The sequence below is a fragment of the Rhizobium sp. SJZ105 genome, from assembly GCF_007828365.1.
Lineage (GTDB): Bacteria > Pseudomonadota > Alphaproteobacteria > Rhizobiales > Rhizobiaceae > Agrobacterium > Agrobacterium tumefaciens.
This window is the reverse complement of the sequence record NZ_VIUP01000015.1, coordinates 50,450-63,912: the sequence shown is the minus strand read 5'-3', so window position 1 is coordinate 63,912 and position 13,463 is coordinate 50,450. Positions and strand designations below refer to the sequence as shown.

The window sequence follows — 13,463 nt, the reverse complement described above, 5'->3', positions numbered from 1 at the left end:
CTTCCTTCATGGACGGTTCTCCCGATTGTGACCTTTGACAGCCACAGTATGCCACAACAGTGTTGGGTGCGGAGGCCGTCCACCTCATCACTCCATGGCCGGCTTGGACGATCTCGTCGAGAACGTAGCCGTCCTGGTCAACGGCGCGCCAAAGCCAATGTCCCATGCCGCCGATGGAAATCGCCACCTCGTCCGAATACCATATATCCTGTCGTGACGGCTTCTTTCTGCGCAACTGCTTGGCATAAGCCGCCCCGAATTTACGGCCCCATCGCCGAATCGTTTCGTAAGATACGACAATGCCTCGCTTCAACAGCATTTCCTCGACCAACCGCAGACTCAATGGAAACCGCAAATACAGCCAAACCGCATGGGCGATGATCTGCGGCGGAAAGCGGTGGTTCTTGTAACTGATCGTCGTCGAGCTCATCCCGCCCAATTATCCGCCAACCGTTAAGCCGCAGACAACGTGACATCGCCCCTTGCCGCACTTACAAGAACTGCAGGAGCGATCATGCGCCGATCGCAATAATCGGTCTATTATTTGCATTTCCCATGATGGCAATTCTTCCGTTACTGTCCTCAAAGAGGATATTCTGCTGGCCTTGGAGTGGCTGAGCAGTTGGGAGGAAAACATGACATTTATGCATAGGGCAGCATCACTTAGCGTGATGTCGATCTCGCTCGCCTATACTTTCTGTTCACCTGCAAACGCGGTCGAGGAAGATGCGTCTGCATTGTGCTCCGCGTTGGAGAAAGCAGATATTTCGGCATCCAAAATAACGCTTCCGACCAAAGGCGCAAAGGTAATGTCCGCCACGCTGATCAGGGCTTCTGATCTCTCCAGTCAAAGCGGCGAATATTGCAAAATCATTGGAGAGACGAAGTCGGTCGATTCCAAAGGACCTAAGATCGTCTGGCAGGTCAATCTCCCAACCGCTTGGAACGGCAAGCTCCTGCAATATGGCGGCGGTGGCTACAATGGAAGCCTGCCACCAACCACGGACAAGACAACACTTGGCCTCGATGTCGCGCCCACTCCGCTGGCGCAAGGGTATGTCACATTCGGAAGCGATTCAGGACATCAGGCACCCAATGCGGATGATGCTTCATTTGCCAAAAATGACGAGGCGATGCTGAATTACGGATATATGCATATCAAAAAAACCCTCGATGTTGCCAAGGTTCTTGTCGAGGAACGATATCGTAAGCCAATATCGAGAGTATATTTCCAAGGTGGCTCTACAGGTGGTCGCGAGGGGTTGACGGCGGCATCCCGCTGGCCGGAAGCCTATGATGGTATTCTCACGAATTATCCTACGGCCAATTTCGTTGGCCTCAGACTATGGGGCGCAGCCCTTGCACGCGCGGTCTATGATAATAATTCAGCCGGATGGATTCCACCGAAGCTGGTAGAGACGATTTCAAAAGAGGCCTTAAAGTCTTGCGATGGGCTGGATGGTGTCGAAGACGGCCTGATCAGCAACATGCAAGCATGCCGGGCTCAATCAAAAGTCTTGGTTGAGCGCCTCTCCTGCAAAGGTGACACAACTGGAAATCCCGAAGACTGCCTCACGAAAACGCAGATCGACCGGACGCTGAATATTTATCACGAAGGCTACTCGCTGCCCTACAAGCTGGCGAACGGCATCGATACCTATCCCGGCTATAACAGCCTGGAAGGCATTATGATGCAACTGGGGTCGGAGCCCGAAATCCGTAATCCTCCAGTGTCCGGCCCGAATGCCCATCACTCCAGCCGCTCGTTCGAATTTCTGCAAAATTTCGTTTCGCGTGACCAGCCGCTCGATCTCTTGTCTTTCGAAATTCGCGAGCCAGGCAAGCTCAAGGAAAGGATCGTCGAACTTTCGAATATTATCGGCGCAACACATACCGACTGGTCCGCGTTCAGCGCCCGTGGTGGCAAAATCATTTGGCTTCAGGGCGATGACGATCCGAGCGTAAGTCCCCTCGGCAATGCAAAACTATTCGAGTCGATCGTAGCAAAGATGGGCAAGGGAAAAGTCAACGAATTCATGCGCTTCTACCTTGTTCCCGGTCTTGCCCACGGAGGCGGTCGCTTCTCACCAACCTGGGACAATCTGACGGCTTTGGACAATTGGGTGGAAAACGACGTTCCGCCTGTGCGTCCAATCGTTATGGACGCCACCAAATCCTCCACGAAGGGACGCACCCGACCGCTCTGCGAATATCCGTCATGGCCGAAATACAAAGGTGATGGCGACGTTGCGATGGCGTCCAGCTTCACTTGCGCAACCAACTGACAATCAATTAATACCCTGCGGGAGGATATCAATGGCCTTTGGTCCCAAACTATCGAGACGCTCTGTTCTTGCAGGGTCGGCAGTCTCTACCTTCACCGCTGTCGGCCTGTTCAAACAGACGGCATCTGCAGCAGATCCAATCTCATGTGCTGGTCCTGCGTCGGACAAACCATGGACGACCGTCAAGGACGTTGCATCGGCTGGTTGGTCGCGAGAGAAACTTGCGCAGATGGAAGCGGAACTCTACCCGCTACCCACCACATCGATGATGGTCTTGCAGGGCGGTGAGATCGTCTATCGTTACGGGAATATTTCCGATGTCAGCTACCTTGCATCAGCCAGAAAAAGCGTCTTGTCGATGCTGTTCGGACGTTATGTGGCCGAGGGCAAGATCGACCTGAACATGACGATAAGAGATGTCGGCGTCGAGGAGGATGACGGACTTCTGCCTTTGGAAAAAACCGCAAGAATCAAGGATTTGCTGACATCGAGTTCCGGCGTCTATCATGCGGCGGGTAGTCCCGGTGGTAACGAGAACACGCCGGAACGAGGCAAGACCGAACCTGGCTCCGTCTTTCTATACAACAACTGGGATTTCAATGTTCTCGGTGCCGTTTTCGAAAAACGGACCGGCAAAACAGTTTTCCAGGCGCTAAAGGAAGATATCGCCGAACCGCTGGGCTTTGAGGATTTCGAAATAGATAGACAGCGAATGATGGGCTATGAAAACCAGTCTCGTTACCTCGCCTACCACTTGTTCCTCTCCGCTCGCGACATGGCGCGCCTGGGGCAATTGATGCTCCAAGGCGGAAAGTGGGACGGGAAGACGATCGTGCCGGAGACTTGGACCACCGAGAGCACCAAAATGCAGTTTACGCCGGAACAGACCAAGAGCAAGGAAGGACTTGGATATGGTTATCTCTGGTGGATACCAACATCCAGCGATCCTGCATTCAAAGGCTCCTACCTGATGAATGGCAATTTTGGGCAGTTCGTTCTGTGCCTTCCCGCCATCGATACGGTCATCGTCCACCGCCGCGCTATCACAGACGAATTTGCAGTCGCGCGAAATCTGGGTAAGACCACCTACGAGCCGACGAAGGTCACAGCAGGCGATTTTCTTAAAATTGCCGAAGCTGTCGTAGCCGCCACAACATAGCATAAGCTGCGGCACCCGGACTTTCTTGGATTCGCTCACGAGTTACGCGTGCACACTCCGGGTGCCTGTTTCGTATCCCTGCCGCAGCAAGTTTCGCTTAAGTATTGTGCTCGCAGGCGAGTTCCTATCTTTTCGGACTGACGTCCTTGCCACTATGATCACGGTACGCTTCAAGGAAATAGGCGGGGTTCGCATGCAGCGGTTTCAATTGGGGTCGATAGATCTCAACCTTCTAAAGGTTATCTATGCCTTGGTCGTGAAGGGCAATATGACAGCCGCCGGCCAATATATCGGTCTCTCCCAGCCAGCAATGAGCCATGCGCTGAAACGCGTCCGCGCCATAACCGGCGACGACCTTTTCAAGAAAACGTCAGGCGGCTTCGTGATGACCCGTTATTGTACGGAGATATTTCCGGCGGTCCGGCGCATCATCGAAGACACGGAAGCGGTTATGTTATCGAAGCAGAGCTTCGATCCCACAACGTCCCATCATGCATTCAGGATCGGTATGAACGATTACTTCTCCGTGGTTCTGATGCCGCGTCTCGTGGAGCGCGTACGCTCTGCGGCAGAACATTGCGTTCTGGAAGTCATTCACATGCCCCGCACAGGCGTTGCCAACAATCGCAATTTCCTGCCCGTCGTTCAGGAACAGCTTGATGAGGGCACGATTGATGTCGCCGTCATGACGGCAGACAATTTTCCGGCTCGCTATCGCTGCACGTCACTGTTCACCGAGCGCAGAGTGTGCATCATGTCCGCGCAGAACCCGGCGGCAAGGGAACCGCTGACGCTGGATGCATTGCTGTCTCTCGGCCATGTAAAAGTCACGTCTGCGCCGAGCCGTCGCGGCTGGATCGACGAGCGTCTGGATGCGATGGGTCTCGAGCGCCGGGTCGTGGCTGTGGTCCCACATTTCTCCGCTGCTGTCGCCATCGTCTCACGCAGCGATCTCGTCGCCATCATGCCGGAAAGCGTTGCGAAACTTTTCGAGCGCTCACACGAGCTATTGTTGCTGGAATCGCCTTTTGCGGAGGAAAAACAATCCACCAGCATGATCTGGCTTGCCGAAAAGGAGCGTGATCCGGCAAGCTTCTGGTTGCGAGAGCAGATTTCGGCCTGTTTTAGAGACGATCTGTCATAACAGGCATGCCTGCCTAAGCGGTTGCGTTATCGGGCCCTGAGTTTCGCCGCTATAAATTGATCGGCGACGCCCAGGAAATTTTCCATAGTGACCGACGACAATTCTTCCTTGAAGCTTCCATCGTTGCGCGCGATTGCAAGATCGTCAGGAATGGAGCGCCGGTTGACAAACACCATATCCAGCGCAGGCAGGCACAGAATAAACTGCCCGAAATGCCCCGCCGCGACACAAGCGCCTTCCCATTCAGGCGTGTCGCTGGTCACGACTGGTATCCACCACAGGTAACTGTAGCCGGCAATCCGAGATTTTTCACTCTCGTTCATCTTGCCTGCAGGGACATGGATGCGCGTGCTTTCCGCTACCCAACTGGCCGGTACGATTTGCTCGTCACGCCAACGCCCGTTCCGCACCATCGTCAGACCAAGCCTTGCCATGTCCCTTCCCGACAGGAAGAAGTGATAGGCGAGATAGCGGGAGGCCCCTTCATAACCCATCATACGCTGGCGCGAGGGATCGAAATCCTGCATGCCCATCGGACCAGCGAAATCTTCCTCGAACGCCTTGAATACGCTGCGACCGGTCAACTGCTCGAAAGCCGCACCCAGGACGTTGAAGTCCCAGTTATTATAATGGAAATGGTCACCGGGCTTTTTCGAGCCACGCTCGGGAATGTTCTTCATATTGCTGCCGGGGCTGCCTGGCCGGTGATAGACACCCGAACTGCTGATCAAAAGATCGCGAAGCGTCGCCGTCTTTTCGATCGGGAGGAGCCCGTGGTCCTCATCGATATTCAGATCCGCCATGGTCAGATCGAGATCGATTTTCCCTTCAGCGACAGCGCTGCCGAAGAGCATAGAGAGAATGCTTTTTCTGGTCGAAGCGAGATAGCTGACTTCGGAGACATCGCCATAGGTGTAAAGGGTCCGCCCACCAGCGACCACCATGAAAGAGGTGGTGGGCAGGGCATCGAGCATGACGCCGACATTTTCTCGAACGCCGGTGGAGAGACCGTGCTCTTCAGGAGAGCCGACCATCGCCCACTCCTTGGCGGGAAACTCGTTGCTGACAGGTTGAGGCTGGCGTTCCAGAGGTGCTGAAACAGACATGTTGCATCCTTTTAACGTTCAGGTTTATCGATTGTGGGAGGTCAATCGTTCAGATGGCAGGCACTTTTGTGCCCTGAGCCGATGGCCCGAAGCTCCGGTCTTTCGACACGACAACGCTCCATCGCAAAGGGACAGCGAGGATGGAAATGACATCCCGGTGGCGGCGACAGGGGGCTTGGGATTTCTCCTTCGATCGCTGAAAAGCGCCGTTGGACGGGATCGAGGCTCGGTCGCTCCTGAAGAAGCGCGCGCGTGTAAGGGTGGTTTGGGTGCGAAAACAGTTCGCCGACGGGCGCTTCCTCCACCACACGTCCCAGATACATGACCACGACGCGGTCGGATATGTGTTCGACCACCGAGAGATCGTGACTGATGAAAAGGTAGGTGAGATCCAGCTGCTCTCTCAGATCAAGAAAGAGATTGAGGATCTGCGCCTGTATGGAGACATCAAGCGCAGCAACGGATTCATCGCAGATCAGCATATCGGGCTGAACGGCCAGTGCGCGCGCAATGCCGATACGCTGGCGCTGACCACCACTGAACTGATGCGGAAACCGGCTGGCCATGGACGGATCGAGCCCCGATCGCTCCATCTGCTGGCTGACATAATCATCAAGCCCGCGTGCCGAGGTCATGCCGTGATGCAAAGGCGCTGCTCCGATGATTTCGCGCACGCGCTGTCGCGGATTGAGCGAGGAGGATGGGTCCTGAAAGATCATCTGGACCTTCAGTCGCGCATCTTCTGCGTCCCCGTTGGTCATCTCCCCCAGTTGTTTGCCGCGAAACAGGACCGAGCCTTCCGAGGCTTGCAGAAGCCCTGCCACAACGCGACCAAGAGTGGATTTTCCGCACCCGGATTCCCCGACAATGCCGACGACTTCACGTTCTGCCACGGTGATACTGACATCATCCAGCGCCCGTACGACCGGGTTTGGAGCTTTTAGTCCCATCATCTCCGCGCCGCGTTCCACCACACCGGATTTGCGGCTGAAGCGCTTGCTGACGTTGCGCACTTCCAATCGATTGCTCACGATGGCGCTCCTTCCATGACGGGGTGAAAACAGCGAAGCAGGCGTCCCTCCACGGCCTCGAGCGCCGGAGGGTTGAGACAGATATCCGTTGCTGAAGAACAGCGTGGGCGGAAGGCGCAACCTTTCGGCATGTTGGCAACCGAGGGCGTGGTGCCGGGTATTTGCCTTAGCCGCGCGCCGCGCTGATTATGAGCGGGCAAACTTGCGATAAGGCCATTGGTGTAGGGGTGCAATGGCCGCCGAAGCAAGTCGGCCGTAGAGCCCTGTTCCACAATGCGTCCCGCATACATGACCGACAACCGTTCGGCCAAACCGGCAACAACTGAAAGATCGTGCGTGACCCATATCAGAGCGGTGCCCTTCTCGCGGGCAAGTTTCTGCACGATCGAGAGAATTTGCGCCTGGATCGTCACATCGAGTGCGGTCGTCGGCTCATCTGCAATGATGAGGTCCGGTGACATCAAAAGTGCGATGGCAATCGCAACTCGCTGCCTCATACCCCCGGAGAACTGATGTGGATAGGCGCTCAGGCGCTCCTCGGGGCTCGGAATACCAACCATGCCCAATGCGTCCCTCGCGCGCTCCCGCGCAATCTGTTTGCTGACGGATTGATGTGCGTGGACGACCTCCATCATCTGAGTATCGATGCGAAGCACAGGATTGAGCGTCGACATCGGATCCTGGAAAATCATTGCAATCCGGTTGCCCCGGATGGATTGTAGCTCCTTCTGCGAGGCACTTCGCAAGTCCCGACCTTTGAACAGAATCTTCCCGTTGGTGACCTGCACGGGCTTATCGAGCAGACCCATGATGGAGAGCCCGGTGACTGATTTTCCGGATCCGGATTCACCAACCAGCCCCATGACTTCGCCTGCCGCGAGGCTGATACTGATATCATCGATAAGGGTGACGTTGCCTTGCTCGGTGACGACCTCGGTTTTCAGACCTTTGATTTCAAGCATGGCACTCATCTCTGTGCAGCCTTCGGATCCAACAACTGGCGCAGACGATCTCCAACGAGATTGATGGCAAAGATCGTGACCAGAAGTGCGACACCGGGAAAAAGAGCGATCCAGTAGGTTCCCGACAGCACGAACTCATACCCGCTGGAAATCAGAAGCCCGAGCGAAGGTTCGGTCACCGGAACACCGAGACCCAGAAAGCTCAATGTTGCCTCAAGCGTGATGGCGCGTGCCACCTGCATGGTCAGCAACACCACGAGAGGCGACAGACAGTTCGGCAGCAATTGGTGAAATAGGATGTTACGGTGCGGCAGTCTCAGCGAACGCGCCGCCTCGACATATTCCCGACGAAGCTCCGTCAGGGCCGCGCCCCGCGCCGTGCGGGCATATGTCGCCCATTCGACCAGAACGATGGCGAAGACGACGTTGCCAACGCTTTTGCCGAGAAGTGCAAGGATCAACAGCGCGGACAGGATGGTTGGAAAGGAAAGCTGAAGATCGACAAGCCGCATCATCGCGTTTTCAAGCTTTCCGCCGACATAGGCCGAGGTCAGCCCGAACGCCGTTCCGATGATGAATGCGAGCGCCGCCGAGCCAAGCCCGACGATCAGGCTTGTCCGCAAGCCATAGAGAATGGCCGAGAGCATGTCGCGTCCCTGATCGTCGGATCCAAACAGAAACGTAAAGCCGGCCGAGGACTGCGTGCCCGGAGCCATTCGTCCATCCATGATATCCAGCTGCATCAGGTCGTACGGGTTCTGTGGAGACAGATATGGCGCAAACACGGCCATGAGCACGATCAGGATGATCAGGACCAGCCCGAGGACAGCCAATGGCGCGCGCGCGAACTGCCGCAGGAATTGCAGGCCGATGCGAAATTTCGAGGAGGTCATAGCAGCTTGCACGTCATTCTCCCTGAAGCCGGATGCGTGGATCGAGCAGCCTGTAAGCGACATCGACCACGAGGTTGATGATGACGAACATGATGACCACAAGCATGAGGTAAGCGACGATCACGGGTCGATCGAGTGCGGCAATACTGTCGATGATGATTTTGCCGACACCCGGCCAGGCAAAGATGGTTTCTGTTACAACCGAAAATGCAATCGTTTGACCGATATCCAGACCCACGACAGTGACCACCGGGATCATCACGTTCTTAAGCACATGGACGCTGAGAATTCGCCGGGGCGACAGGCCTTTTGCGCGGGCAAAACGCACATATTCGCTCGACATCGCCTCGCGCACGCCCGCTTCGGTCAACCGCGTCACCATCGAAATGTTGAAAAGCGAGAGACTGATGGCTGGCAGGAGCATGTGCCGAAGCCCATCGAGGGTGACGAAGGACCAGGGTATTCCGAAGATGATCTCGGTCGCCCCCCGCCCGGAGCTTGGAAGCCAGCCGAGCTGGACGCTGAAAATCATTATAAGCAGGATCGCGATCCAGAAGATGGGTAGGCTGAAACCGAAGATAGAGCCGATCATGATAACCCGTGCGAAGGCGCTTTCGGGCTTCCAGCCTGCGGCAAGCCCAAGCGGCACGCCGATGATCACGGACAGCAGCACGGCCGCGAGGGCGAGCTCCAGCGTTGCAGGCAAGCGAGACAGGATCAATTCGACCGCCGGCTCCTTATAGACATAGCTGACACCGAGATTGCCCTGCACAAGCCCTTTGAGGAAGAGAAAGAACTGCTCGTGAAGAGGACGGTCGAGACCGAGATCCGCGATCAATCTCAGGCGATCGTCATGCGTCGCTTCAGGTGGGAGCAAGGTTTCTATCGGGCTGCCGATAAGGTGAAGACCGACAAATACAATCAGGGCCATTGCCAGAGCGACCAGGATCGCTTGCAACAGGCGCTGGATAATCCATAGGGTCATGATACCCTCTTTTATTGATGAAATACCAACCATCCGATGTCGGCATGGTAGTGCGAGCGTATTATAGCCGACATTTGCCGAGACGACTTGGCCATCGTGATCGCCATAAAAGCAGGCTGGCGCCGTGGCACCAGCCGCTTGTCTTGCAGTCTACTCGGAAATGTCCTTCGCAAGGGTGCGCTCATCGATACGAGGGGCATAGGACATACCCTTGCGCATTACCCAGGCATTGCTCTGCTGATATAGCGGAATAATGGCTCCATCTGCCACGGCAACCTTGACGGCTTCGATAAGGGCCGTTTCACGCGCCTTGTCATCGTAGATCGTCATTGCCTTGGAAACCAGATCGTCAAGGGCCGGATTGGAGTAACCGCTATCATTGGCGGCACCCAGCCCGCGCTTCGGATCGACAGTCCCGATCACATTAACCAGCATGGAACTGGCGTCGTAAGTCGCGTTACCAAGACCCAGAAGCTTCATCGCAAATTCCGATTTTCGTGCGGAGAACGTTGTCCAGGGAAGAGCTTCCACGTTCGTCTTCACGCCAATTCTCGTCCACATCTGCGCAATCGCCTGAACCACGGCGGGCGCATTGGGGTATCGATCGTTCGGTACGTGGACCGTAAGCTGGAAGCCTTCGGGATATCCGGCATCGGCGAGGAGCTTTTTTACGCCCGCAGGATCAGGCTTGGGCGGCTGGATGTCGGGCGTGTAGGAGAAAGAGCCCTTGGGAAGCCATTGGCCGGACGCCGTTGCGGTACCTTCCATGATCTTGTCGACAATACCTTCGCGATTGATCGCCTCGGAAAGTGCGTTACGCACGCGCGGATCCGCCAAGGGATTTTTCTCCAGCGCTTCTCCCTTCGGCCCCTTCACGTTGGCCTTCCAGGCATCACCTGATGTCGATGGCGCCAGGTATATGACCCGCAGGCCCGGAGTGCTGACAAAGGAGAGATTGGTGGTGGTTTTAAATCGAGCGATGTCAGTTGCAGCCGGCGCATCTATCACATCGACATCACCTGCCAGAGCTGCGGTGGTGCGAGCACTTGCACTGGAAATCATACGATACGTCGCATGGTCCCATGTCACTTTCTTGCCCCACCAGTCGGAATTGCGCTCAAGCGCCACCTCAATGCCCTGTTTGAATGTCGTAAAACGAAATGCTCCAGTGCCGATCGCCGCCTTGCCGGAATTATAGTCGGCAGTGTCAGCGCCTTCGCCTGCATGGCGAGAAATGATGGCGATATTCGCGAGATCACCAGGAAGCGTCGGTGCTGGTGCCTTAGTGTTGATAATGACGGCGGTGTCGCCGTCCACCTCGACACTGGAGATATTACGCATGAAACCGCCGAAGCCGCCCGGGCTGTTCGGCACGCTTCCAGCGCGACCCAGCGTGAAAACCACATCATCTGATGTGAAGGGTTTGCCATCGTGCCACTTCACACCCTCGCGAAGGGTAAAGCGCCATTTGGTCTCAGAAACAGATTCCCACTTCGTCGCCAGACCTTCGACCAACTGACCGTCGGCAGTGCGCTCAGTCAGCCTATCAAAAATTTGCATAGCAATCGAATTGTTGGGCGACGCGTTGTAAAAATGCGGATCGATGGACGTGACAGTGCCACTGAGGCCAATCGTGAGGTCCTTGGCAAGGACGGGGCAAGCGACAACGCTCGCGATGCCAGCTAAGACAATTACATATTTTATCATTTTTTTGGTTCCCGCGTTTCGGCTGACGAAAGGTGTCATGCCTGTTTTTTTTGATTATCAACGGCCGATAAAATTTAACAAATGAATGTTTTTAGTGATCATCATTCTCCAAATGAATAACGCTGCTAGCCATTGGCTTGTTGATAACCTCTCGCACAGAAACGATCGCCGTGCACAGTCATGGCTAGCGATAACGCTCGACCGGGATTTGAGCAGGATGTTGAATGCCACTGAGAACAGGTGGAGTGGATGCCCCTGTTGGTTTCCGCGTTGGGGGGAAGGTTCACATGGCTCAATTCTCAATGGAAATTATGCGCCTAACCGGCTCAGTTCTGCGCGGAAACCAACAGTTCAGCAGCATTACGGGCGTTTCCTTCCACAAGACAAGGCAGCACTTGCGGCAAAAATACTGAACCAGGTGTGGGAAGCAGCTTGAAGACAATTAGGCTGGCGATGCTGCAAACATCGCCAGAGTTTCAGTGATTAGATCCACTGATCCAGCGAGAACTGCTTTGCCACTGATTGCACTGCGAGCTATGGATTCGCAAGAGGCATGTACGGCCAGCTCTCGAACCAACCCGGACCTTCAAACACCAATTTATAACCCTAAATCCATGCTCTTGGGCCAACTGACCAACCCGGCATTATGTCCACCGCAAGGAGCGGCGAATTTCGACAACCGCCAAGAAGAGATTTCCGCTCTATTCGTTCTAATTATTAGGACGCGAATTTCTTGGGCAACTGCGGAACTCCTCTCAATAAGAATTTCTTCTTGAATTCAGAATCTTACGAAATCGTTGATCAATGTTCCGTCAGGCAAAAACATGATTTGCCTAAATTTTTTGCAAGCATAAGATTTCATCGAAGCTCTTGCTAAAGTCGGCTTGCTCGTGAGACAAATGACCTGCGAGTAGAAGCGGTCTGAGCCTCGGTTCTGGACATTGCTCGACGGGTAAATCTGTCGGGGAGATGTCTAAATGCCGTGTAAAGTCAGTAACCTTATCCCAAATTCTGCAGAGATCGACGATGGAGCTTATGATCTTCATGCGCATCGGTGTTTTGCATGCCTGAGCAGCGAGCTTCCTGAAAAACGCAATTGCGCCATTGCCAGGCTCCTTGCGGATGGATTCCATCCGGACCGCATCACCGCTCCCTATCCGTCCTTAAAAACCGAACACTAGTTGTGAAAGGTCGACCTATGTGCCGCACCAAGCTTGCCTCATATGCCCTTGCCGCCACCCTTGCCGCCAGCGCGGCATCCGCCGCTGACAAGGTGATCTTTCAGCTCGACTGGTTGCCGGGCGGCGACAAGGCGCCGATCTATGTCTGTCTCCAGGAAGGCTTCTGCTCGGATGCCGGCCTTGAAGTCGAGATCGCTTCCGGTCGCGGCTCGACCGACGCCATCTCGCGCCTTGCCGCAGCGTCCTCCGACATCGGCGTTTCGGATATCGGCGCCCTGATGGCCGCCCGCGCCAATGAGGGCGTGAAGGTGACCGCCGTCATGTCGTTGTTCAACAAGGGTCCGCATGCCTTCTACGTCGCCAAGGGTGGTTCGATCACAAGCGTCGCCGACGTCAAGGGCAAGACGATCGCGACTTCACCCTTTACTTCGTCTAACGTCTATCTGCCGCTGGTCCTCAAGGATGCCGGTATCGAGATGGCGGACATCAAGCTCATCAAGGCCGATCCCGGCGCACTCGGCCCGATGTTGATGGCGGGCAATGCCGACGGCATCATCGCCTGGATGACGGACCTGACGCGCTACAACAATCAGGGCAAGGAAGCCGGCAAGGAGATCGTCGCCCTGCCTTGGTCCGCAGCCGGACTTGAGCTCTATTCCGCCTCGCTGATCGCCAGCGACGATTTCCTGGCCAAGCGCCCGCAGGTCGCCGCGCGCTTCGTCGCGGCCTACAGGAAATCCGTCGAGTTTGCCAGAAGCAACCCGGAGAAGGCTGCGGCGGCCGTTACCGCCCTCGTACCGGAACTCGGTTCGGAAGATGTCCAGGGTTCCCTCAAGGATATGCTGCCGCTGATCTTCAACGAAGTGACGGACAAGGACGGCCTTGGTGCCTTCGAAACCGCTCGCCTCGCCGAAACCTGGCGGCGTGTTTCCCAAGCGCAGAACATTGACCCGGCCAAGCTCGATCCGGAAACCATGATCAACCGCACCTTCATGATATCGGAGTAACCT

10 protein-coding genes and 1 pseudogene are annotated in these 13,463 nt (G+C 55.5%); 4 read left to right on the top strand and 7 right to left on the bottom strand.

Translation table 11 applies throughout. The features are described from left to right. Positions 1-100 precede the first annotated feature (100 nt). Positions 101-476, bottom strand: a pseudogene (locus FB593_RS24900) (IS6 family transposase); the annotation flags it as partial. Positions 477-635: 159 nt separating this feature from the next. On the opposite strand from FB593_RS24900, the gene FB593_RS24895 reads away from it, so the two are divergent. The 3 genes from FB593_RS24895 (at position 636) to FB593_RS24885 (ending at position 4,588) form a co-directional block, all read left to right on the top strand. Beyond that, positions 636-2,285: a tannase/feruloyl esterase family alpha/beta hydrolase gene (locus FB593_RS24895; protein ID WP_145167195.1), complete on the top strand. Its 1,650-nt coding sequence runs from the start codon at positions 636-638 to the stop codon at positions 2,283-2,285. A 229-nt stretch (positions 2,286-2,514) separates the two neighbouring features. Then, the gene (locus FB593_RS24890; RefSeq protein WP_321186322.1) at positions 2,515-3,444 is read left to right on the top strand and encodes a serine hydrolase; all 930 of its coding nucleotides are present in this window, start codon (positions 2,515-2,517) and stop codon (positions 3,442-3,444) included. Between the two features lie 193 nt (positions 3,445-3,637). After that, positions 3,638-4,588: a LysR family transcriptional regulator gene (locus FB593_RS24885; RefSeq protein WP_111791038.1), complete on the top strand. Its 951-nt coding sequence runs from the start codon at positions 3,638-3,640 to the stop codon at positions 4,586-4,588. A 26-nt stretch (positions 4,589-4,614) separates the two neighbouring features. On the opposite strand, the gene FB593_RS24880 is transcribed toward FB593_RS24885, so the two are convergent. The 6 genes from FB593_RS24880 to FB593_RS24855 all read right to left on the bottom strand — a co-directional run bounded on the left by FB593_RS24880 (position 4,615) and on the right by FB593_RS24855 (position 11,272). Further along, positions 4,615-5,694: a serine hydrolase domain-containing protein gene (locus FB593_RS24880; RefSeq protein ID WP_145167194.1), complete on the bottom strand. Its 1,080-nt coding sequence runs from the start codon at positions 5,692-5,694 to the stop codon at positions 4,615-4,617. A gap of 41 nt (positions 5,695-5,735) precedes the next feature. Beyond that, complete coding sequence (locus FB593_RS24875; protein WP_145167193.1) at positions 5,736-6,725, bottom strand: ABC transporter ATP-binding protein; 990 nt, start codon at positions 6,723-6,725, stop codon at positions 5,736-5,738. After that, positions 6,722-7,696 carry an ABC transporter ATP-binding protein gene (locus FB593_RS24870; protein WP_145167192.1) on the bottom strand — a complete coding sequence of 325 codons (975 nt, stop codon included), beginning with the start codon at positions 7,694-7,696 and terminating at the stop codon, positions 6,722-6,724. Before FB593_RS24870 ends, FB593_RS24875 begins: the two co-directional genes overlap by 4 nt. Further along, positions 7,693-8,580, bottom strand: coding sequence for an ABC transporter permease (locus FB593_RS24865; protein WP_145167199.1), 888 nt, complete (start codon positions 8,578-8,580; stop codon positions 7,693-7,695). The genes FB593_RS24870 and FB593_RS24865 overlap by 4 nt, the downstream gene beginning before the upstream one ends. Positions 8,581-8,593: 13 nt before the next feature. Beyond that, the gene (locus tag FB593_RS24860; RefSeq protein ID WP_162633831.1) at positions 8,594-9,565 is read right to left on the bottom strand and encodes an ABC transporter permease; all 972 of its coding nucleotides are present in this window, start codon (positions 9,563-9,565) and stop codon (positions 8,594-8,596) included. A gap of 150 nt (positions 9,566-9,715) precedes the next feature. Continuing rightward, positions 9,716-11,272: an ABC transporter substrate-binding protein gene (locus FB593_RS24855; protein ID WP_145167191.1), complete on the bottom strand. Its 1,557-nt coding sequence runs from the start codon at positions 11,270-11,272 to the stop codon at positions 9,716-9,718. A gap of 1,198 nt (positions 11,273-12,470) precedes the next feature. On the opposite strand from FB593_RS24855, the gene FB593_RS24840 reads away from it, so the two are divergent. Next, entirely contained in the window at positions 12,471-13,460 is a 990-nt protein-coding gene (locus FB593_RS24840; RefSeq protein ID WP_145167188.1) for an ABC transporter substrate-binding protein, read from the top strand. Positions 13,461-13,463: the final 3 nt, after the last annotated feature.

What these genes read in the sequence shown, in the direction of transcription:
- FB593_RS24895 (WP_145167195.1), top strand. Translation starts at nt 636, where the DNA reads ATGACATTTATGCATAGGGCAGCATCACTTAGCGTGATGTCGATCTCG.
- FB593_RS24890 (WP_321186322.1), top strand. Translation starts at nt 2,515, where the DNA reads ATGGAAGCGGAACTCTACCCGCTACCCACCACATCGATGATGGTCTTG.
- FB593_RS24885 (WP_111791038.1), top strand. Translation starts at nt 3,638, where the DNA reads ATGCAGCGGTTTCAATTGGGGTCGATAGATCTCAACCTTCTAAAGGTT.
- FB593_RS24880 (WP_145167194.1), bottom strand. Translation starts at nt 5,694, where the DNA reads ATGTCTGTTTCAGCACCTCTGGAACGCCAGCCTCAACCTGTCAGCAAC.
- FB593_RS24870 (WP_145167192.1), bottom strand. Translation starts at nt 7,696, where the DNA reads ATGAGTGCCATGCTTGAAATCAAAGGTCTGAAAACCGAGGTCGTCACC.
- FB593_RS24865 (WP_145167199.1), bottom strand. Translation starts at nt 8,580, where the DNA reads ATGACCTCCTCGAAATTTCGCATCGGCCTGCAATTCCTGCGGCAGTTC.
- FB593_RS24860 (WP_162633831.1), bottom strand. Translation starts at nt 9,565, where the DNA reads ATGACCCTATGGATTATCCAGCGCCTGTTGCAAGCGATCCTGGTCGCT.
- FB593_RS24855 (WP_145167191.1), bottom strand. Translation starts at nt 11,272, where the DNA reads ATGATAAAATATGTAATTGTCTTAGCTGGCATCGCGAGCGTTGTCGCT.
- FB593_RS24840 (WP_145167188.1), top strand. Translation starts at nt 12,471, where the DNA reads ATGTGCCGCACCAAGCTTGCCTCATATGCCCTTGCCGCCACCCTTGCC.